Here is a 21092-nt window from a genome sequence, read left to right on the forward strand (position 1 = left end):
TGAAGTAGACAGTTTTCAAATTACTTAAACTCAACATGGAAGTCGTATCAGTTCATGAGTCCAGATTTTGAAATCATTGCGCCCCGCTTAGCGCTCAAGCTCATCCCTTCTGAAGAAGCTCACTTACTACAACGTTTGCTTGCAGAATCCCCTTCCCTACACCAGTGGCTAGATTGGTGTAATCAAAACATTACGTTGAAAGATGCACAGGACTTCCTGTTGGCAACCCGACTTAACTGGGTAAAAACAGAAGCTTTCGGTTTCGGTATCTATGAGCGACAAAGTAACACGCTAGTAGGAATGGCCGCCGTAAACGAGTTATATCACACGTTTAATATGGCAAGTATTGGCTACTGGGTTGCTGACCGCTATCAACGACAGGGCTATGCTCAAGAAGCCGTTAGAGCCTTGGCTGAATTCTGCTTTGCAAAGCTGAGTTTAACTCGACTGGAAATTGTCTGTGACCCCGACAACGAAGCAAGCCAAACCTTAATTGAGTCAGTCGGTGCACAAAAAGAAACCATCGCCAGAAACCGGTTTATTTTTCATGGTAAGCCTAAGGATGGCGTTGTGTACTCACTTTTACCGGCAGATCTAACATAAATAAAAAGCCACCGACTTGCGGTGGCTTTTTATATTTCGAAGATACAGCATCCGCGCAATCCGCGTAGATGTGAATTTGGCGTCTTAGTGAAGCTTAAGGTTTGGACGCAGTACTCGGTTGATACGGCCCACGAGCATCATCAGTCCGGTTTTAAATACGCCGTGCAACGCCATCAGGTGCATTCGATATAACGAGATATAAACGACACGTGCAATACGGCCTTCTACCATCATCGACCCTTTGGTTAGGTTGCCCATCAAGCTACCAACGGTAGAGAAACGGCTTAGAGACACTAATGAGCCGTGATCTTTATACACATAATCTTTCAGCTCGCGTCCGTTGATCTTCGCAACGATGTTGCTGAATGCTTGGCTTGCCATTTGGTGCGCAGCTTGCGCACGTGGTGGAACAAACGAACCATCAGCCTGAGTACATTGTGCTAAGTCACCAATAACGAAAATGTCATCATCACGCGTCGTTTGTAGTGTATTTTTCACTACCAGCTGGTTGATACGGTTCGTTTCTAAACCAGCGATATCTTTAATAAAATCTGGTGCTTTAATACCCGCAGCCCAAACCATGATTTGTGCCGGGATCTTCTCACCATCTTTCGTGGTGAGGCCATCTTTTTCAGCTTTAGTCACCATGGTTGCCGTGCGTACGTTTACGCCCAACTTCACCAGCTCCTGATGAGCAGCAGCCGAAATACGTGGAGGAAGCGCAGGTAGAATACGCTCACCCGCTTCAATCAGGTTGACGTTCAGCTTGCTAGAGTCAAGATCGCCAAAGCCGTAAGTACGCAGCTCTTTAACGGCATTGTGTAGTTCTGCAGATAGCTCAACGCCAGTTGCACCAGCACCAACAATCGCGATATCCACCGTACCGTTACCGTTTTTCGCGTGCAGTTTTAGGAACTCATTGTTCATTTCTGTGCGGAAACGGTGCGCTTGTTCTGGACTGTCTAGGAAAATACAGTTCTCACGAACGCCAGGAGTGTTGAAGTCGTTTGATGTTGAACCAATCGCCATGACCAGAATGTCGTATTCTAGCTCGCGGCTTGGCATCAGAAGCTCACCATGCTCATCTTTAAGCTCACTTAAGATGATCACTTTACGTTCGCGGTCGATGTCTTGAAGGCTACCCATTTGGAAGTCGAAGCTGTGGTTTTTTGCATGAGCTCGATAACTCAGAGCATCCACCCCTTCGTCCAAAGAGCCAGTTGCAACTTCATGCAATAATGGCTTCCACAAGTGGCTCGCTTTACGATCTACTAGCGTAATTTGCGCACGGTTCTTGCGACCTAGAGTTCGGCCAAGCTTAGTTGCCAACTCAAGACCACCAGCACCGCCGCCTACAACGATAATGCGTGTCACAATGATTTTCCTCTACAAAAATGAATATATGGGGTTCAGCTCGACATATGGCTCACAGACATGCTGTGCCATACATCCAACCGATGAATTCTTGGTTCTTAGAGGTGTCTCAATTTATTTGGATTAAAAACTGCTGCCTAATTTTATTCTTTATCTATCAATAACTTGTTAGGAATCAGCATATTTGTCTGGTACGCATACGACGCCAGAGGTTTTTGGGCAAGTTTATTACTCGCTCTCAATTTTTTTTGATATTTATCAAATTATTTTAGTCTGGTTCATTATATAGAGACGTACTTTGAAGGCAACCAAAATCCGTGTGACGAGTACGGATTGACTACTTTTCGACTACTCTACAACAAGGTATTCGTGCCACATAGGATGGAAGTAAGAAAACGGTAAGGAGAACACAATAATCTAAGCGCTAAACCAAAAAAATGAGGCCTTTAAAGAGAAAGGGACTCGGCATACTCACAAAAGGGGGTCGCAGCAAAGCAGCCGATAAAAAATGCCGCTTTACTGTTCACACTCAAACACTCTTAAGTATTTTTAAATGCCTTCATAGCTTGTAAATGGTGAGAGATCTTTTTGAACTTGTGGGACTGCGTTTCGTCCCAAATGATTTGATAGTATTTTTCTAACTCAGCTGCCGTTTTCGCATTGTCATGCACTTCATCATCTTTGGATAAAATCACCAAGCAGTGAGCTTGATTTTTCGCTCGAAACTGATCAACACATTTTGTTGCGATATCTTCATACTCTTCTGGGCGATCGATTCGACCAGCCATCGTTTTTTCTGGGTGCAAGTTCGGGTTAAACATCACTTGTTTGATACCGCATAGAAAACCAATTCGTTCAGACCAATAACCACCTAAACCAACCCCACAGATTAACGGGTTTGGATCATCAGATTGATCGATAACTTTAGACACCTCTTTTAACAAGTGTTGCATGTCGTGCTTTGGGTGAAGGGTGCTGTAATTGATAAAACGAACGTCGTCGTCGATGAATTGCAGTTGAAGAACTTTTTCGTGGTTACCCGGGCTTGTACTGTCAAAGCCGTGTAAGTAAATAATCATGTGTACCTCTCCCTGTGTGTATCTGGTACTTTTATTAAAACTACCACTATTTCCTTACTGTTAAAGGGGAAAATATCACGAGTTCTCAAAACAGTGATCTTCCATACACAATGAGCCTTTCAACTCATGCGCACTGTTTAAGTATTGTTCATCTCCCCACAATTTATAGGCCAGTAGATACCAAAGCATCGCCATCACTAGGGTTCTTGGCTGCCACGCCTGTACACCACTTAACCAAAGAGACGTATCGTCGATACCTCGAATTTGGCAATACTGTTTCACTGCCTCTTCCACAGGCGCATCCGCGACTTGAATAGTCAAGGTCAAATCAAGCCTAGGGTCAGCAATACCAGCATATTCCCAATCAATGACTTTCACCCCACTCTCTCCCCGAACGAGGTTGTAACACCCCAGGTCAAAGTGACAAAGAGCTAGTGGAACCGGCGCTACACTCGGTTCCGTGCGCCACTTCATGTATAGAGCCTCAAATTCCGTATCCGCATACTGACCATCAAGCTCAAGCCAATAATGATCGATGCGAGAAATATAAGAAAATGGAACCAAAGGGAGCGCGCTGATCGGGTGCTGATGAATGGTCGCCGCAATGGATAATAAATCTCTTACTGGTAGCCCTACATCCGAAAGTGCTTGCCCTTCGATCCATTCCACCAGTAAACCTTGCTCGTGGATAAACACTGGCTTAGGACCAATTTCTAATGAAGAGATAGCATTCAGAACTTGATATTCATTGTGGCGAGAAATTGAAAAAGCCTTGCAAACATTACTGGTCGGTCGCCAGATGTATACAAGGCCTTGAGAGGATTCCAACCGCCAACAGCGGTTGGTTAGCCCCCCGGTAACGGTTTGAACTTTTACCGGAGGCTCAGTAAAGAAGCCATCGAGAGCATTAAGACTCGGATCTAACTGTTTTGCTTGTTGCCAAGAAAACCATGCCATTGATGACTTCTCCATCAGTATCGATTAAAGACCGAATAAGCTCTTCGATTGCGCTTTACGAATTTCCGTTTCATCCGCCCACTCAATCAAACCTGTTTCTAGGTCCATTAGGCGCATGGTCATCTTGTAGTATACATCTTTATCGCTACCTGCATTTTTGACGATGCTAGATAGGTTACCGTAAAGCATGTATTGCGCACCCACCATTTTACCAAATTGGATCGCTGTGCTTTGGTTAACCAGCTCATCCGTGTTTTGGAAGTTAAGCTGTTCACGCACAGACTCAACACGATCCATATCAACAAAGCGGAACTTACCAGAGTTCAGCATCTTAGTAGAAATAGTGTCGGTAATGGATTCAGTGTCAATGTGTTCACTGGTCTTGTTCTTAATTCGCTCAACAAAAACGATAGGACGTTGATCACGAGTAATTGCTGCTACAGAACCCGACATCATCATGCTATCAACCATTTCAGCCGCGATTTTTTGTAAATCTGTTGAGCCAAAATCGATAGTTGTGGTTTCTGTTGCTTGCGCATCGCCGTAAGAGACTTTGTTAGAACAGCCACCCAAAATGACGGCAAGACCTAAAAGAGCAATAATACTTTTTTTCATGAGAGTTCCTTAGTTTTTCAATACCAGCGCATCGTTCGCGCGGCAGCTTCGGCAAAGCCGTTAAGATTAATTGTCTTGTGCTTCTCTAATTTGAACACGGAATTTGGTGCCATTTGGATTCACAGTAACTTCAGATAACGTGACTTGCTCAAACCCTCGCACAATCATTTTGCGCCATGGGCCCGGCTTGGTATTCACTTCTAAACCATTATTGTCATACCAATAGAAGCGGTAAAGAATGTGCTGGTCACCTTTATAGTTACTACTTAGTTGCACCACTCCACGTGGACGATCATCAACGTAAGTGGTGGTGATGTTGTCAACTAATAAGCGACTACCCAAAACGTTATCATTAAAAAATACTTTTTGCGTTTGACCATCAATTCGAATACCAGCCGTGTTTTCGGCGCATCCAACTAAACCAATAGCCATTGCTAAACAAATAAGCCATGCTTTCATTACAGTCTCCCTAGCTGTTTATGCCACACGGTTGAGTGCGTTCCCTGACGAGATACCCATACCAATGTAGTCTGCTGTGCAGGCACTTCAAACTGATAGGTTTGATCACCCAAGTTTAAACTTTGTGTTCCCGGTTTCACGACTTTTGATGCCGTTTTCACTTGCGCTGGTAATGTTTGCCAACTTCTCGTATCCGGCTGCTCGGTCAATGTGTTCCATACATTGAAAAGTATGTTACCCACATCATCGCCTTTTTTCGCTGCCTCTTTTCGGATTCGATCTTTTGCCCAAACGCGAAGAGCTTGACGGATCACCATTGTAGTCAGACGTTCATTAAGATCGTTTTGTGCCATCGCATTAACATCAGTCAGCGTGCTAGAAGGCAATACCTGACCATTTAAAACCACATCGCTAAAACGTTGAGCACCCCGATTCGGATAATAAGGAAGCGCCAACGAATAAATGGCCCCATTATCGCGACTGTCGTAAATCGGTAGATCAATACGCCAACCTTTCAAAGCCTCCACAACGCCTTGTTCATCAATAACGATGACTCGACCTTGAGACTGAGTTAACCCAGAAGGTGCTTTACCATACCGTTTCTCTAGCATGCGTAAGTCTTCACGCATGCCTAGTTTCTTAGCGGCGTACAACGTGCTTTCAACAACTTGTTTGTTGTCTGGCATCACAGCGAGTGCTCGTCGGTAATCAACATAAGCACTGTTTAAATCTCGTGACGCTTCATATAACAAGCCAGAAAGATAGAACAAATAGCCGTTTTGTACTGCGCTTAGTTTTTTACCAGCATCAGGGTAGCTCGCCAGCACACTGCCTAAATTGGCAGACATGCCTTGCTTTTTCAGGTCATTTTCTGCTGCTTTTAGTTCTTTTTCACGCGCCTTTCTTGCCGCTTCCTGAACTTGATTGGCTCGACGCACTTCAACAAGCGCCCCTTCCAAATCGTTTTTCTGTAAATAGTTTAGCCCGAGATAAAGGTGCAGAAAGCCAAGTTCATAATCGGCGGGATGATAATCTTGGAGATTGTCGTTCACTGCGAGGGAGCCGACGCTCGTTGCCGTCTCTGACACAGAAATAGTCGCGCGATCTTGCTGAACACGAACGGCACGCTCACCATTTTCCAGTGCTTTCAAACTTGTCGGGTAATCTTCAGCAAGAAAAGAAATACGGCCCTTTTCAAAGTTGCCAAGTATCTCGCCACCCACTTCGCTCGATTGAAGTTGTTTCGCTTTCGCATATTCCCCTGCAACAACGGCTTGATAAACTTCTTGATTCTGGTTGCTGTAGTGACTAAACAGATTGCCCGCAGACAAATTCGCGCAGCCAGAGGCCATTAAAGCCCAGCTCATCAGCCCTAACAGCTTTACACCTAGTTTCACATTTATCTCCACAAATGTGTCATTCGACAGGAAAAAGAAGTGGGTGAACTGCGCCACCCACTTTTTAAAGCTTAGCTCAATACCATTGGACCTAGAGGACGACCGCCTAATAAGTGCATGTGAATATGGTAAACCTCTTGGCCACCGTGCGGGTTACAATTAACGATCAGGCGATAGCCGTCTTCCGCAATGCCTTCCTCTTTCGCCAGTTTTTTAGCAACAGTGAACAAACGCCCCATCATTGCTTCATCTTCAGCTTCAACATCATTCGTTGTTGGGATCAATTTATTCGGAATAATGAGAATATGGCTCGGTGTGCGCGGGTTAATATCGCGAAACGCAGTCACCAACTCATCTTGATAAAGAATATCGGCAGGGATTTCCTTACGAATAATTTTACTAAAGATCGTTTCTTCCGCCATGAGGACTCCATTTTTATAAAGGTAATTAGACCCCAATTAGTATGCGCCAACCAAAAGCGGAGCTCAATAAAAACAGTGTTCACTTAACATTATTAATCAAACGCTAATTAACGAAGCTTTTTTTGTCGTGTGCGTCATAAAATGCGCGTCACAAACTCAATACAATCCAATGAATTTTGTTACTTTTTTAAGACAATTATTATTTTTATACCCAAGTAAGCTCAAAATTCTTGGGTAGCTTGTCTATTTTGGGAGAGGAAGCTCACTTATGCGAGGTTCAGTTATTAAAAGGATGTATGCGGGCTTTGCTCTGATCATCATCCTATTTGCCGTCACAATTGCCATTATGATGGGAGGAATGAGTGATATTCACGGGAAGTTTGGCACCGTGTCTAAATCATCCCTACCACTGGTATCGTTATCTAACCAAACCAGTGTTGAACTGCTTTCTGCCGACAAATCGTTTAAAGATTTTCTGACGACAGAGAATAAACAACGCATGGATGAAATGCGTCAGGAATTTGCTAGATCTCAACAACGTTTCGAATCCACTTTGGCTCAACTGGAAACTGCAAGCCAAATCTACCCCTCTCTTGCCGAACCGTTTTCACAATTAAAAACGTTAGAGCAGAGCTATTTTACTGAAGCTCTTGAAGCCATGGACAACTACGAAGCGATGTTCGCTGCGCAGGAAAAAGTGCAAAAATCGTCACGTCGCTTCCAAAAGCTGAATACCGAGTTGTCGGTCGGCCTTAAAGAATATGTGGCAGATCAAACCAGCATTTCTGTCAAAGTCATGGCGAAGAGTTACTTCATTAAGCTAAAAGATGCCGAAGTGATAACCTCTGATGCCCTCGCCAGCTCTGATCCTGAGTTTGTTACGCAAGCCGTGACCAAAAACCGCAAAGCAGTGACTCATTTGAACTATGCTTTCCGTGGTTTAGTTACTCAATTACCTGAACTAAAAACAGCGTTTGGTGAGTCGGTAGAACAATTCACACGCGATGTGGGAATGCGTGGAGGTGTCTTAGACCAGCACAATAATTACCTCAATGCTCGTGCAGCGCTATACAACAACATCGCCAACCTAGCGAATAAAGTTGATTCAACGATGGCGATTCTTGAGCAATTTACGACAACCGCAACGGATAAACTTAATGAATCGTTAGCAGACGCTGGTGACATTTATTCTGCGGGTGTGACGAAAGCCATCATCATTGGCGTTGTTGTCGTGTTACTTGCCACAGCGATTGGCTACCACATCGCGCATAGCGTTCGCGAACCATTGACTCGTATTCTAAAAGTGCTTGAAAGCCTGACTGAAGGTGACATGACACAACGTATCGATATTCGTTATAACAACGAGTTCAGCCGAGTGAGTGGACACATTAACTCACTAGCCGACAGTCTTCACGAGATCTTAGTGAAACTCAACGAAGCGTCAGAGAACCTATCTTCGACCGCAGCAACAAACGAAAGCACGTCTTCGCAAGCGCAAAGCAAATTAAGCTCACAACGCGAGCAAACAGCAAACGTTGCGACCGCAATGACGGAAATGTCTCACTCAGTGCAAGAAGTTGCTCAAAGTGCACAAGGTTCACTAGAAATGGTGCAGCGTGTCGAATCAGCCTCTGAAGAAGGCAGAAATGTCATGAGCAGCAATATCTCGACCATAAATCAACTGGAAACGCGTTTGAACGAATCCGTTTCCGCTGTCTCTGAATTGCAAAAAATGAGTGGTCAAATTGGTTCTATCCTCGATGTGATTCGCAACATTGCTGAACAAACTAACCTACTGGCATTGAATGCAGCAATTGAAGCGGCTCGCGCTGGCGAGCAAGGTCGCGGCTTTGCGGTAGTGGCCGATGAGGTGCGTGTGCTTGCATCCAGAACCACTCTGTCAACCACTGAAATTGAATCGATGATCAGTAATCTGCAATCCAGCTCTCAGTCAGCAAACCAAGTGATACAAAGCTGCATGAGCGATATGGAGATGTCTGTTGAGCAAGCATCAAAAGCGAACAGCTCAATGGAAGAGATTCAAGCGCTAATCATCGAAATCAGCCAAATGAGTACGCATATTTCGCAAGCGGCAGCAGAGCAAAGTGAAACCTCAGCAGACATTGCACGCAGTATTGAAGATATCAATAGTATCGCCGATGAAAGCTTCCAAGCTATGTCGAGCATCGCACAGACCAGTGAATCCCTGACTCACTTGGCTCATCAACAGAATGAATTGGTTCACCGCTTTAAGTTATAAATAATTTATAAATTTAAGCATTAATTAGTGCAATCAACTGTATAAGGGCGACTTTTTGTTAAGTCGCCCTTGTTTTTTATCAGCCATGTCTACATATGATTAATATGGCCAGCTCATCCCCTTGCACATCTCTTTTCGAGCGGCCTCATAAAAAGGAAAATCTATGGCTGTTCATGTTGGTATTATCGACCAAGACCCAGTGAGATTGGTCACTCCTCTATTAGATAATCGTACGCTAAGCACACATATCGTCTTCATCGGAGACAAGAGCCAGTTAGATATATTTGACCGACTGAGTGCCGTTTTAGAGCAACGAGACATTACTTCCGAATTTTTTGAAATCCCATCCGCCGTCAATACTTCGCTGATCAAACAAGCGATTCAAAAACTGGCAAAAGATCTCCATGAACGCGGCGAAGATGTGAAATTGAACGCCAGTTGCGGTCTTCGTCATCGCTTATTGTCTGTGTACGAGGTTTTCCGTACCTATCGCTGGCCAATTTTTGTGGTTGAGCCAAGTAGCGATAAGCTTTGCTGGTTATACCCAGATGGCAAAGAAGATACTCAAGTCGAAGACCACATTACGATTGCTGACTACCTCACTATCTTCGGCGCACGCGGCGAGTTCCACCACGTTGATTTACCTCCTCTTCTTGATAAAAAACTGTATGAACTTGGTGAACGCTGGGCCTCAAATGCGCTTGAGCTTGGTCCAGGCTTAGCGACTCTTAACTACCTTGCAACCACATGCCGCAAAGAGCAAAAACTTGATGTGGAGCTTTCTGAAAAGCAACAAGGCTACCGTGAGCTCAACATGCTGCTTTCGGACTTAGTGGAAGCGCAAATCGCCACTTATGAGAATGGCGTTCTAACGTTTGCAGATGAAGATGCACGCCGCTTTTCAAACGGTGAATGGTTAGAGACTCTGGTACACAGCACGGTCAAGCAAATTCAAGATACGATGCCGACGATTCAAGATCGCTCTTTGAATGTTCAGGTTTATCGCAAACTTGGTGAAAGTGAAGTACGCAATGAGTTGGATGTTGCAACGGTGGTAAACAACAAGCTCCACATCATTGAGTGTAAAACCAAAGGCATGCGAGATGACGGCGATGACACCTTGTACAAGCTAGAATCCCTCAGAGATCTGCTAGGTGGTTTACAAGCACGTGCAATGCTGGTGAGCTTCCGACCGCTTCGTCACAATGACATTACTCGTGCAGAAGATTTGGGGCTAGCTCTGATTGGCCCTGATGAGCTTAAAGACTTAAGAACACACCTAACGGCTTGGTTTAAAGACGCAGGTGGCTCGGACGAGATCTAGTATCAGTGATAAAAGCTAGAATTCAAAATGATCAAAAGCAGCGTTACAGGCTGCTTTTTTCATACCTAATTTTTAAGTGTGGTTTAGATAGATAGAAAAAAACCAGAGGCTTGCCTCTGGTTTTTCCGTTTGTTTAAAATGCCAATTATCGCGGCTTACAGCATTTTACGCGCTGCTTCTACTACCACCTTAATTGAACGAGCTTCCGTCTCTTTCAGAGTTGAATGATCTGGAATCTCTTTTTGTGTACGGTTGATGATTACACCCGCTACACAACCTGCTTTTAGACCAGAGCTCGCACACATTGTTAGCAATGTTGCAGACTCCATCTCAAAGTTAAGTACGCCCATGTCTTGCCATTCTTGCATAGAACCTTGGAAACGCTTAACAACGCGACCAGAGAACGTGTCGTAGCGCTCTTGACCTGGGTAGAACGTATCACTTGAAGCCGTCACACCCATGTGAACCGCAGCGCCAGACTCTTCAACTGCTGCTTTCATTGCAGTTGCCACTTCAAAGTCAGCAACTGCTGGGAATTCCATTGGCGCAAAGTGCAGGCTCGCACCGTCAAGGCGAACTGACCCCGTCGTTACGATCATGTCACCTACGTTTACATGCGGTTGAATTGCGCCAGTTGTACCAACACGTAGGAAAGTACGAACACCAAGTTGCGCGAGTTCCTCAACTGCGATAGAGGTAGAAGGGCCACCAATACCTGTAGAACAAACCACAACAGGTTTACCGTCTAATTCGGCACGGTATAGCGTGTATTCACGGTGACTTGCTAGAAATACTGGGTTTTCCATTTGTTCTGCGATTTTTTGAACGCGCGCTGGATCACCAGGAATGATGGCTAGAGTCGCACCATTAAGATCAGCTTCAGTAACACCTAAATGAAATACAGCTTGAGACATAAGTCGCTCCTTATTGTGGCTTATTTTATGAACAATAAGCTCATTAATCAGTTATTGGGTACAAATGCACTGTAGCGAACCTTTCACCAACATAGAGTGATCATAATCACAATGAGAAAATGTAATGAAACTATAATTTCATCCAAAACAAGCAATGATCACACTTTTAGAGAGTTTGGCTCATTTTGTTGCATAGCGATGCGTGATTTCAAAAACAAACTAGACATCTTATTGAATTTCGTCGACACGGTTAAAAAAGCCCGAGACACGAATGCCTCGGGCTTTTTATTAGCTAGTTAGGTAGGTCACTTGGCCTGCTTGGACTCAAAACGGAGCAATCTCAACGCATTTAACGTAACCAGTGCAGTTGCGCCGCTGTCGGCTAATACTGCCACCCATAGACCCGTAATGCCCAGTAAACTTGTCACCAAGAAAACGCCTTTCAAACCAAGCGCTAACGCAACATTCTGACGAATATTGCTTAACGTCGCACGCGATAGTTCTATCATGGCAGGTAACTCAATCAGACGATTGTGCGTTAATGCCGCGTCGGCCGTTTCCAGCGCAACATCCGTACCGCCTCCCATCGCAATACCGATACTCGAAGCTTTCATCGCTGGCGCATCATTAATACCATCTCCCACCATTGCAACGGTGTGTTGCTGTGATAGTTTCTCGACGTAATGCACTTTATCTGCTGGTAATAAGCTTGCTTTATAATCCAAGCCTATTCTGGTCGCCATTGCTTCAGCACTTCTCGGGTTGTCACCGGTTAGCATCACCGACGTTATCCCAAGCTCCTTCAACGTAGCGATAGCTTCTTGGGCATCTGGGCGCAATGTATCTTGCCATGCGATCACGCCAATGACCTCGTAATCGTAACGCACAATAACAACCGTTTTACCTTGTTGTTCCAACGTCACCACTCGCTCTTCGGTTTCTTGAGAAAGTGGGAAATCGGCCTTAGAAGGCGTGACTACTTGGACTATTTTCCCATCGACGTAACCAGTGACACCAGAGCCCACTTGTGCGGTTTTATCTAGCGCTTCAGGAATAGGAAGCCCCTGCTTTTGCACTTTATTAACTAAAGAAACCGCTAGAGGGTGGCTTGAGCCAACTTCGATTGAGGCTGTCAGACTAAGTAACTTGTCTTCATCTACACCGAAAGCAAAGACGTCGGTCACCTGTGGTTTACCTTGCGTCAATGTACCGGTTTTATCAAATGCGACGGACTCAACCTTACCAAGCAACTCAAGCGCCGCACCACCTTTGATTAATGCCCCCCGCTTCGCCGCAGCCGCCAAGCCAGAAGTAATCGCTGCAGGCGTTGAAATAACCAACGCACAAGGACAGGCGATCAGTAACAGGGCAAGTCCTCGATAAATCCACGTTTCCCATGGTTGAGCAAACAACAGTGGTGGCGTGACGATAACCATCAAGGACACCAACATCATCAGCGGCGTATACCAACGGCTGAATTTATCCAGAAAACGTTCTAATGGTGCCTTACGAGATTCTGCTTCTTCAATCAAATGGAGAATTCGGTCAATCGCATTCTCGCCTTGGCGAGAGGTCACCTGTAAACGAACGACTTTATCGACAACCACAGCCCCGGCCATCACTTTGCCACCCGTTTGGTGCTCAACGGGAACGGATTCTCCCGTTAACGCGCTTTCGTCAAAACTTGCAAGCGCATCTTGCAACACACCATCCGCTGGCAAACGACCACCGGGGGCAACTTCTATAATATCCCCCGGCTTAAGCTGAGCTGCAGGCACCTCTTTACGCTCACCATCAACAATTAAAATTGAATTTTCTGGGACTAAGTCCATTAGCGCTTGGACACCACTTCGAGCGCGGGATGATGCATATGCTTCTAACTTTTCACCAATAAGGAAAAGCAATAACACCATTGCCGCTTCAGCGGTTTCACCTAAATATAAAGCGCCGAGCGCTGCCACACTCATTAACGTTTCAATCGCAAAAGGCGTACCGCTACGCGCCAACTTGAACGCTTTAAGCGCAATTGGGTATAAACCCAGTAAACAGGTCAACGTGAATAACCAAGTACTTATTTGAGGGTCGATCTTAGAAATTATTGCCGCGACAACCATCGCACTAGCAATAGAGAGAATTTGAATGTTGTCTTTTACTACCCCACGCCAGCCCTTCGTTGCAGTATTTGGTTTTGGAGCATCGAGTGAAGAAAGCGGAAAACCTGTTTGTTGGGCTGTATGCTCTATCGTAGAGGTCAGCTCGCGATCGTCAAAATCAACAACCAGTTTTTCTGTTGCAAATAAGACTTTTGCTTGGTTAACACCTTCCAAAGACGTAATAGCCTTCTCAAGCTTTTGCGCACATGAAGGGCAATCCATACCTGACACAAGCCACGAGTTTCGAATTGAGGAATCACTCTCCCTTGAGGGCTCTTCTTCCTCACCAGGGTCGGCGCTACAACTCCCTCCGCTGCAACATGAACTTTCGGACACTTCTACGCCAGCTTGAGAAATGTTGAGTGAAGATTTTACTGGTGCGCAGCACGACTCGCTCGCGCCAAGCGGCACCGCAGTTTTGATTTTGCTAGATTGGCAACCTTGATGTTTCGTACACATAATTTATTTTCCTTATTGGTGTAGGCTCTTTGCCTATGACTAAGGATAAACCTTAGAGCTAGCTCCAAGGTCAAGGTGATTTTTTAAAAACTCATCGATTGAAAATAAAAAAAGACGCCGAAGCGTCTTTCCAAATGACTTATTTAAAATCAAGCACCTATGATATTTGTTCAGAAAGGTTAAACTGGATGCTTAAAACACTCATTTAAAGTCATCCCGATGGCGCGCAGCACATCTCGCCTAGTGATAACGCCAACCAATTTACCTTTGCCGTCAACCACTGGATACATTTTTGGCTTACCAATCTTCATCATGTCAGCCAACTCAATCACTGACATGTCTGGAGAAACAGATAAAACATCGTCATGCATACACTCTTGAACGGTATGCGTATCTTGGCAGTGATAACTCGCTTTCACCAATTTATCTAACAAGTCTTGCTCTGATAAGAATCCAACTACCTTTTCATTCTCATCAATGACGGGTCCACCTAATGTGACGCTTTGCATGACTTTATTCAAAGCAGCCGAAAGTGACATATCTTTAGTGAAGGTCACCGCTTGCAACGTCATGTAATCTTTTACTTTTAATGAATGCATTCTTATCTCCTTAAGGGCATTTTATTGCGGCCTTTAGATAAGTGTCGCCTAATTTCCTGAATTTACTAAATGGAAATGAGTAATTTTATTTATAGGTGCAGCCTATTGATCTGAATCAAAATTAAGTCATCATCGGCATTCACTGTTGTTTAATTGAGTACAACTTGCAAATAGGCTGATTTTTAACAGGTGGTAAATACAACAAAGCCAGTCAAATTGACTGGCTTCATTATTGGCGCATAGTTACATTAACAATGATGTCGACGCATGTTGTCTAAAATAATACCGGTTGCCATTGCGACATTCAGCGACTCAGCACCACCAAATGCCGGAATCGTGATCTTATTTGTCACGAGCTTCGCAGCTTCTTCACGTACGCCGTGGGACTCGCTGCCCATCAACAAAATACCTTCAGCAGCGAATTCCGTTTTATGAACGCTCTCCCCTTCCAGAAACGCGCCATAAACTGGCAAATTGGCTTCTTCTAAGTAACTTGGCAAATCCACCAGACTCACTTGTACGCGGCCAAAACTGCCCATGGTCGCGCTGATCGTCTTAGGATTATACGGATCAGCACAATCTGAACTCGCAATAATGTGCTTGATGCCATACCAGTCTGCGACACGAATAATCGTTCCTAGATTACCTGGGTCAGATACGCCATCTAGCGCAATCATCAAGCCTTTTGCTTGAGGCACTTTTACACTCGGGATTTCAACCACTGCAATGGCCGCGTTATTGCTCACGAGAGTGCTCGCTTTGGTCAGGTCGTCAAGCGATGCTTCAATGCAATCAAAACTACATAGCGCACTAGCGTTTTGTTCGAGAAATGCCTCGGTTGCGAAGACATGCTTCACCTTTAATGAACTACTTGCCAGCTCTAAAACGTTCTTTTCACCCTGAACTAGGAATAAGCCATGCGCTTTACGCTGTTTCTTTTGACCTAAAGCACGAAGCAGTTTTAATTGGTTTTTTGAAATCATTAAAGTATCCCAGGTGAAAATGGTTATTCGGCGAATGTACTCGAAACAATCTTCACGACAGTTCGGTATCAAGCGCGTGAGATTATAAATTATACCTAAATAACCTCAAGAAACTTGATTCATCAGAAGACTTTGAAGAGCAAACGCAGTAAAAGAGGGTTCAAAAACGAAAAAAGCCCTGCGATATACGCAGGGCTTTTAAAGGGTGGGACCCCAGCCACATCCCGGCACACAAGTCACCCGCTGCGGCTGCTTCCTTCCGGACCTGACCGAGTTCACGAGCTATTGTTGCGAGAGGACCAGAGCCCCATAATTCTTTTCGAGAGGACTTGCCTCAATCGATGGGGCGATTATTCAGTATCAGTCCTCATAATGCAAGAGTAAAAGCCTTGAATTTCGTCATTTCATTACCGTTTGGACAAAACTCGATCAATTCATTCCTCTATGATTGAGCCACGTAACGATGCGAAGAAGGATAGCGGCGTGTTGACTGCTTACTTGAATACATATCTTCATCAGCTAAATGCATGGCTTGCTCTAAGCTCATGTGCTGTTCTCTTTTTGCAGAGACACCGATAGAGATGCCCACAGACTCTAACTCACTACACAGTTTACCTTTTACATCAATTCTGCTGAGCTCTTTCATTGCCCTATTTAATTCTGCTTGAGTCGGGTAGCCCAACAAGATGAACTCATCTCCCCCTATGCGGTAACTTTTCCCTGACCATACATAATGAATTTTTAGCGCCAATAATTGCAACACCTCATCACCAGCACGGTGACCGTACGTATCATTGATTCGTTTGAAGTGGTTAATATCCAAGTAAAGTATGGATAGATCTTTGTTTACGCCTTTTCGATGTTTTACTTGCAACGCGCGGCGATTTCTTAACCCCGTTAAATTGTCGGTATTCGATTGACGGTAAAGATAAAGCGAAACGCAAATCGCAAACAACAATACAAAGACAAACACAGCCTGCGTTTGCGTCGCCAGCCGAACCTCATATTCAAGCGCGGTACGCCAATCTGGGCGCAGGTCGTACTGGGCAATGATCTTATCAACTTCCAACATCGCTATCGCTCGACTGAAAAAAGGAGCAAGCATGGCACCTTTCTCGTTCGCCACCAATCCAACAGAAAGTTGTGACTGGTAAAACTCACCAATCGCCGTGTCCTGCTCTATCGGAACCAACTCGCTCAGACGTAAAAAGTGGTTGAGCATCGCGGTATCCATCGGAATGTAATCGACCTCTTCATTCAATAAACCCTGAATGAGTTCTTGTTGGGTACGATAACGTTTCAGCTCTTTTAGCGGTAAAAGTTGTGTCATCATTTGGTCGAAAAAGTCGTCCTCAACCACACCAATCCGCTCAGAGATCAACTGTGACACATGAGAGTAAGTGTTCGGCTTGTAACCTAAACGCTTGACCATAACGGATGCTGGTGAGTAATGGGGCTTGGGAAAGTAACTAAATTCATGTCGCTCGCGACTGACCGTTAACGGCGCTAAAATTTCAAAACTCCCCTGCATAAACTCGTGATACATGGAGCCCCAACTTTCATTTGGCTCACTAATGATCACGCAGTTTAATGCCAAGATCTCACAGCTTCTCAGGACGACATCTGCCGTCATCCCTTCGATACTGCCGTCTTCGTTGTAAACAACATATGGAAAGATAGATTCGAGCTTGATCCGTATTGGCTCACTAAAATCGAGAGGTAATAAGCGAATAGATTCTCGCAATGCCGCTCGCCTTAATTCAAATTGATACTGGGAGATTTCTTCACGAAGTTGCTTTTGCACTCCTTCCCCATGAATAAACGTAGCGAACGTATCCAACTCTTCGAGATGATGATCTTTTTTACTGATGATCGATACTGGCTTTATCGAAATCTGATCATTCAACATCTTAGCGTCAAAGCCCTCCAGCAGCATCGGCTTAAGCTGATTGATGGCATCAACTATGCCTTCAACAACGCCTGATCTCAGTAACGTTACCGCTTGCTCATGACCTTGATAAGAGACCTGTTTTAGCTCCGGGTAGTATTGTTTAAGTAATTCGGCATAAACCGTATCTTTAGGGACGCCAACTCGTGAAATGTCACTCAACGTCGAGTCTTTTAATCCAAAAAGGTAGGTATATTCGATATTAGTTGGACGGGAGTAACTAAAGCGTTGAGCACGCTCTTCTGTGTAAGTGATATTCGCAGCAAAGTCCGCTTCCCCATTCGCGACGGAATTTAGAATGGCATCAAAGCTGGAATAGTTCACATATTGAACGGTAAAGCCGAACTCTTTCGATGCAGCATTAAAAAGAACACGGGTGACGACATCATCCGCTTCTGTCGCAACTTTATAATGAGCAATTAAAGGTGATTCAGCTTTTACATTCAAACTCAGTAGGCAACAAGTAAAAAGCAACAGTGTTCGAGCAAAGGTAGTCATGACAAACTTATCTTAAATCAACCACTTATAATGTGGTTATTATTATTGGAAGTTTAGTAAATATGAAATGAAGAACATATACTAATCTTCATTTTGTTCCACAACCAATTCGATAGTCTGCCGCACGTGTCACTTTTTACCTGACGAAATACTCATAATTCTGCCTGTTCATCGCTGCTACGTAAGATATAGTCCGTCATCCAAGCCGTTCCTAACAAACAGATCCAAACAACAAAAACAGGGTTTGGTACATCTGTAGTTGGACTCACCACTAAGGCAGCAAAGCCAACGGTCGGTAACGTCCAGCACAATAGTTTACTCCAACGAATGGAGTGTTTAAGCTTCGCGAGGGTTTCCATTGAAGCCAGCATTCCTGTCACGCTCAATGCCACAAGAACGGCATATGGCAAGCCAGCAATCCATAATGGGAACAACAACAGCATCGGCCACCAGCTGTGCTTATTGGATGGGGTCCAATGTACAGCAGACCACCACATCGCCATGACAGCGACAGTTTGAACCACTGTAACCCAAGCGGAGCCATCTAGCTTCCCACCTTGTTGCGTGACCATAATACCGACTTGTAGAGTAAGTACGATTAGGCCTGCGGTGAGCAGAACGCCCAACGAACTTCTACGAGAGAACACTACCATTAAAAGTGGGAAAAGGATCAAAATACCAATCGATAGCGCGATTGGCTGCATTGAGAGCGTAGCGCCAAAAGCCATCATTGCGCCCAGCAACACCAAACCTGCAAACCCGCCTTGTGGCAAGATCCACAACGCCGGGATCATGAGTGCAAGAACGGGAATATCTCCCTCGCTCAAACTCATCGCTCGAACGCACACCACTGCGAGTAAAGTCGTAATGAAAAATTGAAGTGTCGATAAAATCATAGCGCCTCCTGGCTTCCCCACCTACTTGGTAACTCAACGGCAAAAACTGGGATTAAAAGTCGTTGAGAGGGTCTAGATTCAAGCTTAGCTTGTGTTTGTTTTATGCTTTTTAACGCTCATTAACATACGGCACGACTGAAGAGAAAATGTGATCAACAAAAGTCAATCGCGGGCAATATAAACGTTAAGAACCGTTAGCAATATACAAGTCCGATGGTTTACCATTCCTTAGTAATCCACAATAGACACTTTTGAGTATGGACCAATTTTTAGCGCAAATCTTTGCTGTAATTCACCAAATTCCAAAAGGAAAAGTCTCCACCTACGGGGAAATCGCAAAAATGGCAGGTTACCCGGGCTACGCAAGACATGTTGGTAAGGCGCTTGGTAATTTGCCAGAGGACAGCAAACTCCCGTGGTTTAGAGTGATAAATAGTCAAGGAAAAATATCCTTAAAAGGCAGTAATTTAGAACGACAAACAAAGAAATTAGAAGCCGAAGGAATTGAAGTATCTGAGATTGGAAAAATTTCGCTAAGAAAATACAAATGGCAGCCTTAGGCTGCCATTTTTTGTTCGCTGAGTTTGATATTAACGCGTGCCAACTAGACGAATATCCAACTGGTGAGTTTGTGCTTCATCTGTAATTACACCGTTATGTGTATCGCTGATAAAACGCAATTTACCATCCACTTCAATACGCGCACGGACGCTATAACGATGGTTTGGTTTGATTTCATTGTTATCGTAGTTCAGCTCAAAAGAAAGAGGAACTTGTTTACCTTCCGTTTCGAATGTCTGCTTTGCTAGTACTTTTGCTGGCGCATCAGCCAAAGACACATCTTCTAACGCAACGGTAACCACTGCGTTTGGCGGCAGAGCAATACGCTCACGGTAAGCCACTGTACCTGTAATCGTCTTCATTGACGCCTCTGCAGATTCCATTTCTGTATTTTGAGAAGTTTGGCAACCCACTAACGCAGCCCCAAAGAGTAAAGAAGTAACAAGCAGTAGTGTTTTTTTCATATCTTCCTCGAAAAGAGTATTAAACCGGAGCAATTATAGGTGTGGAATATAAAACAGTCTGCTTCCTGCCAGTTTATTTGACAATAGTTTGACTGAGTTAGAATTTATCAAACAATTGATTTTGTTTCATAATCGGAACAATACTATTTCTAAGTTACTCAATAGTTCTTAACTATGGCACTTCACAAGAGTGAGACTGTTGAGGTAAGTTGGAGTGAAAGACAACGGTGAGGAGACACAATGAGTAAACCATTACGAGAATTGCTCAGCCTACTACAACTCGAAAAATTAGAAGAAGGCTTGTTTCGTGGCCAAAGTGAAAACCTAGGTTTGCCTCAAGTGTATGGTGGCCAAGTGATTGGGCAAGCGCTTTCTGCTGCGCGCTACACCGTTGAAGAAACACGCGCGGTGCACTCCTTCCATAGTTATTTTTTGTACCCTGGTGATCCAGAAAAACCCATTATTTATGATGTAGAAAACCTAAGGGATGGCCGCAGCTTCAGCACCAGACGCGTTAAGGCGATTCAAAATGGACGCCCTATTTTCTACCTAACGGCGTCTTACCATGGCGATCAACCTGGGTTTGATCATCAAAAGGAAATGCCAGACATTCCTGGCCCAGAAAACTTCGCCTCTGAGAGTGAGCTTGCTAGCCATATAGCCGAATTCCTGCCAGAGCGACTACGCAAAACATTTTGTGGTGAAAAGCCAATTGAAACCCGTCCTGTTACGGTCATCAACCCTCTAAAACCCAAAAAAGCAGAGCCTAAACAGTATCTTTGGATTCGTGCCAATGGTGAAATGCCAGAGAACCTGCTTATACATCAGTACCTGTTGGCCTACGCATCAGATTGGGGATTCCTCGTGACAGCAATGCACCCACATGAAGTGTCATTAATGACGCCAAACTTCCAAGTTGCCACCATTGACCATTCAATCTGGTTCCACCGTCCGTTCAAAATGGATGAATGGTTGTTGTACGCGATAGAAAGCCCAACAGCGAGCAATACTCGTGGGTTAGTGCGTGGCGAAATCTATAACCAGCAAGGTCATTTAGTGGCAACCGCAGTGCAAGAAGGTGTAATGCGCTATACCAAGTAACCGCTAAATCTTAAACGACAAAAGGA

19 protein-coding genes and 1 other RNA gene are annotated in these 21092 nt (G+C 44.6%); 5 read left to right on the top strand and 15 right to left on the bottom strand.

What is annotated here, in order from left to right; genetic code table 11:
* Positions 1 to 54: 54 nt before the first annotated feature.
* Positions 55 to 603 (top strand): GNAT family N-acetyltransferase, encoded by a 549-nt coding sequence (locus tag ACWPOD_RS11340; RefSeq protein ID WP_005390628.1) that lies wholly within the window; start codon positions 55 to 57, stop codon positions 601 to 603.
* Positions 604 to 687: 84 nt separating this feature from the next.
* On the opposite strand, the gene ACWPOD_RS11345 is transcribed toward ACWPOD_RS11340, so the two are convergent.
* The 7 genes from ACWPOD_RS11345 to hinT all read right to left on the bottom strand — a co-directional run bounded on the left by ACWPOD_RS11345 (position 688) and on the right by hinT (position 6906).
* Entirely contained in the window at positions 688 to 1977 is a 1290-nt protein-coding gene (locus tag ACWPOD_RS11345; RefSeq protein ID WP_006742157.1) for an NAD(P)/FAD-dependent oxidoreductase, read from the bottom strand.
* 539 nt (positions 1978 to 2516) lie between these two features.
* Positions 2517 to 3056 carry an alpha/beta hydrolase YcfP gene (gene ycfP / locus ACWPOD_RS11350; protein ID WP_012842003.1) on the bottom strand — a complete coding sequence of 180 codons (540 nt, stop codon included), beginning with the start codon at positions 3054 to 3056 and terminating at the stop codon, positions 2517 to 2519.
* 75 nt (positions 3057 to 3131) lie between these two features.
* A complete protein-coding gene (gene thiK / locus ACWPOD_RS11355) occupies positions 3132 to 4013 on the bottom strand; it encodes a thiamine kinase (RefSeq protein WP_256955070.1) in 882 nt (293 codons plus the stop codon).
* Positions 4014 to 4037: 24 nt separating this feature from the next.
* The gene (lpoB, locus tag ACWPOD_RS11360; protein WP_005378467.1) at positions 4038 to 4628 is read right to left on the bottom strand and encodes a penicillin-binding protein activator LpoB; all 591 of its coding nucleotides are present in this window, start codon (positions 4626 to 4628) and stop codon (positions 4038 to 4040) included.
* 66 nt (positions 4629 to 4694) lie between these two features.
* Positions 4695 to 5087 carry a YcfL family protein gene (locus ACWPOD_RS11365; RefSeq protein ID WP_005390620.1) on the bottom strand — a complete coding sequence of 131 codons (393 nt, stop codon included), beginning with the start codon at positions 5085 to 5087 and terminating at the stop codon, positions 4695 to 4697.
* Positions 5087 to 6484 carry a COG3014 family protein gene (locus ACWPOD_RS11370; RefSeq protein WP_456231899.1) on the bottom strand — a complete coding sequence of 466 codons (1398 nt, stop codon included), beginning with the start codon at positions 6482 to 6484 and terminating at the stop codon, positions 5087 to 5089. The genes ACWPOD_RS11365 and ACWPOD_RS11370 overlap by 1 nt, the downstream gene beginning before the upstream one ends.
* A 71-nt stretch (positions 6485 to 6555) precedes the next feature.
* A complete protein-coding gene (hinT, locus tag ACWPOD_RS11375; RefSeq protein ID WP_005390611.1) occupies positions 6556 to 6906 on the bottom strand; it encodes a purine nucleoside phosphoramidase in 351 nt (116 codons plus the stop codon).
* Between the two features lie 268 nt (positions 6907 to 7174).
* Here hinT and ACWPOD_RS11380 point away from each other — a divergent pair, with 268 nt between their 5' ends.
* Both ACWPOD_RS11380 and ACWPOD_RS11385 read left to right on the top strand, forming a co-directional pair.
* Positions 7175 to 9166 carry a methyl-accepting chemotaxis protein gene (locus ACWPOD_RS11380; protein WP_456231900.1) on the top strand — a complete coding sequence of 664 codons (1992 nt, stop codon included), beginning with the start codon at positions 7175 to 7177 and terminating at the stop codon, positions 9164 to 9166.
* Positions 9167 to 9329: 163 nt separating this feature from the next.
* Positions 9330 to 10490 (top strand): DUF1887 family protein, encoded by a 1161-nt coding sequence (locus ACWPOD_RS11385; RefSeq protein WP_005390608.1) that lies wholly within the window; start codon positions 9330 to 9332, stop codon positions 10488 to 10490.
* Between the two features lie 155 nt (positions 10491 to 10645).
* Here the strand turns inward: ACWPOD_RS11385 and udp are convergent, their stop codons facing one another.
* The 7 genes from udp to ACWPOD_RS11420 form a co-directional block, all read right to left on the bottom strand.
* Positions 10646 to 11404, bottom strand: a complete 759-nt coding sequence (gene udp / locus ACWPOD_RS11390) for a uridine phosphorylase (RefSeq protein ID WP_012842006.1) — start codon at positions 11402 to 11404, stop codon at positions 10646 to 10648.
* Between the two features lie 305 nt (positions 11405 to 11709).
* A complete protein-coding gene (locus ACWPOD_RS11395) occupies positions 11710 to 14016 on the bottom strand; it encodes a zinc/cadmium/mercury/lead-transporting ATPase (RefSeq protein ID WP_301575064.1) in 2307 nt (768 codons plus the stop codon).
* A 179-nt stretch (positions 14017 to 14195) separates the two neighbouring features.
* Entirely contained in the window at positions 14196 to 14615 is a 420-nt protein-coding gene (locus ACWPOD_RS11400; RefSeq protein ID WP_005390603.1) for a CBS domain-containing protein, read from the bottom strand.
* Between the two features lie 248 nt (positions 14616 to 14863).
* On the bottom strand, positions 14864 to 15598 hold the full coding sequence (locus ACWPOD_RS11405; protein ID WP_167426762.1) for an RNA methyltransferase: 735 nt from the start codon (positions 15596 to 15598) through the stop codon (positions 14864 to 14866).
* Positions 15599 to 15806: 208 nt separating this feature from the next.
* An RNA gene (gene ffs, locus ACWPOD_RS11410) (signal recognition particle sRNA small type) lies at positions 15807 to 15903 on the bottom strand.
* Between the two features lie 137 nt (positions 15904 to 16040).
* Positions 16041 to 18044 (bottom strand): GGDEF domain-containing protein, encoded by a 2004-nt coding sequence (locus ACWPOD_RS11415; RefSeq protein WP_167426763.1) that lies wholly within the window; start codon positions 18042 to 18044, stop codon positions 16041 to 16043.
* 152 nt (positions 18045 to 18196) lie between these two features.
* Complete coding sequence (locus tag ACWPOD_RS11420) at positions 18197 to 18940, bottom strand: VP0952 family biofilm-associated protein (protein WP_046874702.1); 744 nt, start codon at positions 18938 to 18940, stop codon at positions 18197 to 18199.
* Positions 18941 to 19197: 257 nt separating this feature from the next.
* Between ACWPOD_RS11420 and ACWPOD_RS11425 the strand changes: the two genes are divergently transcribed.
* Entirely contained in the window at positions 19198 to 19500 is a 303-nt protein-coding gene (locus ACWPOD_RS11425; protein ID WP_005390592.1) for a DNA base-flipping protein, read from the top strand.
* Between the two features lie 30 nt (positions 19501 to 19530).
* Here ACWPOD_RS11425 and ACWPOD_RS11430 read toward each other — a convergent pair whose 3' ends face one another.
* Positions 19531 to 19965, bottom strand: a complete 435-nt coding sequence (locus ACWPOD_RS11430; RefSeq protein ID WP_012842007.1) for a YbaY family lipoprotein — start codon at positions 19963 to 19965, stop codon at positions 19531 to 19533.
* A 240-nt stretch (positions 19966 to 20205) separates the two neighbouring features.
* Between ACWPOD_RS11430 and tesB the strand changes: the two genes are divergently transcribed.
* On the top strand, positions 20206 to 21066 hold the full coding sequence (tesB, locus tag ACWPOD_RS11435) for an acyl-CoA thioesterase II (RefSeq protein ID WP_005390581.1): 861 nt from the start codon (positions 20206 to 20208) through the stop codon (positions 21064 to 21066).
* The last annotated feature ends 26 nt before the right edge of the window (positions 21067 to 21092 follow it).

This window comes from Vibrio sp. JZG120 (assembly GCF_053890955.1).

Bases quoted from the DNA above. Each gene is read 5' to 3' on its own strand.
- ACWPOD_RS11340 (WP_005390628.1), top strand. From the start codon at position 55: ATGAGTCCAGATTTTGAAATCATTGCGCCCCGCTTAGCGCTCAAGCTC.
- ycfP (WP_012842003.1), bottom strand. From the start codon at position 3,056: ATGATTATTTACTTACACGGCTTTGACAGTACAAGCCCGGGTAACCAC.
- thiK (WP_256955070.1), bottom strand. From the start codon at position 4,013: ATGGCATGGTTTTCTTGGCAACAAGCAAAACAGTTAGATCCGAGTCTT.
- lpoB (WP_005378467.1), bottom strand. From the start codon at position 4,628: ATGAAAAAAAGTATTATTGCTCTTTTAGGTCTTGCCGTCATTTTGGGT.
- ACWPOD_RS11365 (WP_005390620.1), bottom strand. From the start codon at position 5,087: ATGAAAGCATGGCTTATTTGTTTAGCAATGGCTATTGGTTTAGTTGGA.
- hinT (WP_005390611.1), bottom strand. From the start codon at position 6,906: ATGGCGGAAGAAACGATCTTTAGTAAAATTATTCGTAAGGAAATCCCT.
- ACWPOD_RS11380 (WP_456231900.1), top strand. From the start codon at position 7,175: ATGCGAGGTTCAGTTATTAAAAGGATGTATGCGGGCTTTGCTCTGATC.
- ACWPOD_RS11385 (WP_005390608.1), top strand. From the start codon at position 9,330: ATGGCTGTTCATGTTGGTATTATCGACCAAGACCCAGTGAGATTGGTC.
- udp (WP_012842006.1), bottom strand. From the start codon at position 11,404: ATGTCTCAAGCTGTATTTCATTTAGGTGTTACTGAAGCTGATCTTAAT.
- ACWPOD_RS11395 (WP_301575064.1), bottom strand. From the start codon at position 14,016: ATGTGTACGAAACATCAAGGTTGCCAATCTAGCAAAATCAAAACTGCG.
- ACWPOD_RS11400 (WP_005390603.1), bottom strand. From the start codon at position 14,615: ATGCATTCATTAAAAGTAAAAGATTACATGACGTTGCAAGCGGTGACC.
- ACWPOD_RS11405 (WP_167426762.1), bottom strand. From the start codon at position 15,598: ATGATTTCAAAAAACCAATTAAAACTGCTTCGTGCTTTAGGTCAAAAG.
- ACWPOD_RS11415 (WP_167426763.1), bottom strand. From the start codon at position 18,044: ATGACTACCTTTGCTCGAACACTGTTGCTTTTTACTTGTTGCCTACTG.
- ACWPOD_RS11420 (WP_046874702.1), bottom strand. From the start codon at position 18,940: ATGATTTTATCGACACTTCAATTTTTCATTACGACTTTACTCGCAGTG.
- ACWPOD_RS11425 (WP_005390592.1), top strand. From the start codon at position 19,198: ATGGACCAATTTTTAGCGCAAATCTTTGCTGTAATTCACCAAATTCCA.
- ACWPOD_RS11430 (WP_012842007.1), bottom strand. From the start codon at position 19,965: ATGAAAAAAACACTACTGCTTGTTACTTCTTTACTCTTTGGGGCTGCG.
- tesB (WP_005390581.1), top strand. From the start codon at position 20,206: ATGAGTAAACCATTACGAGAATTGCTCAGCCTACTACAACTCGAAAAA.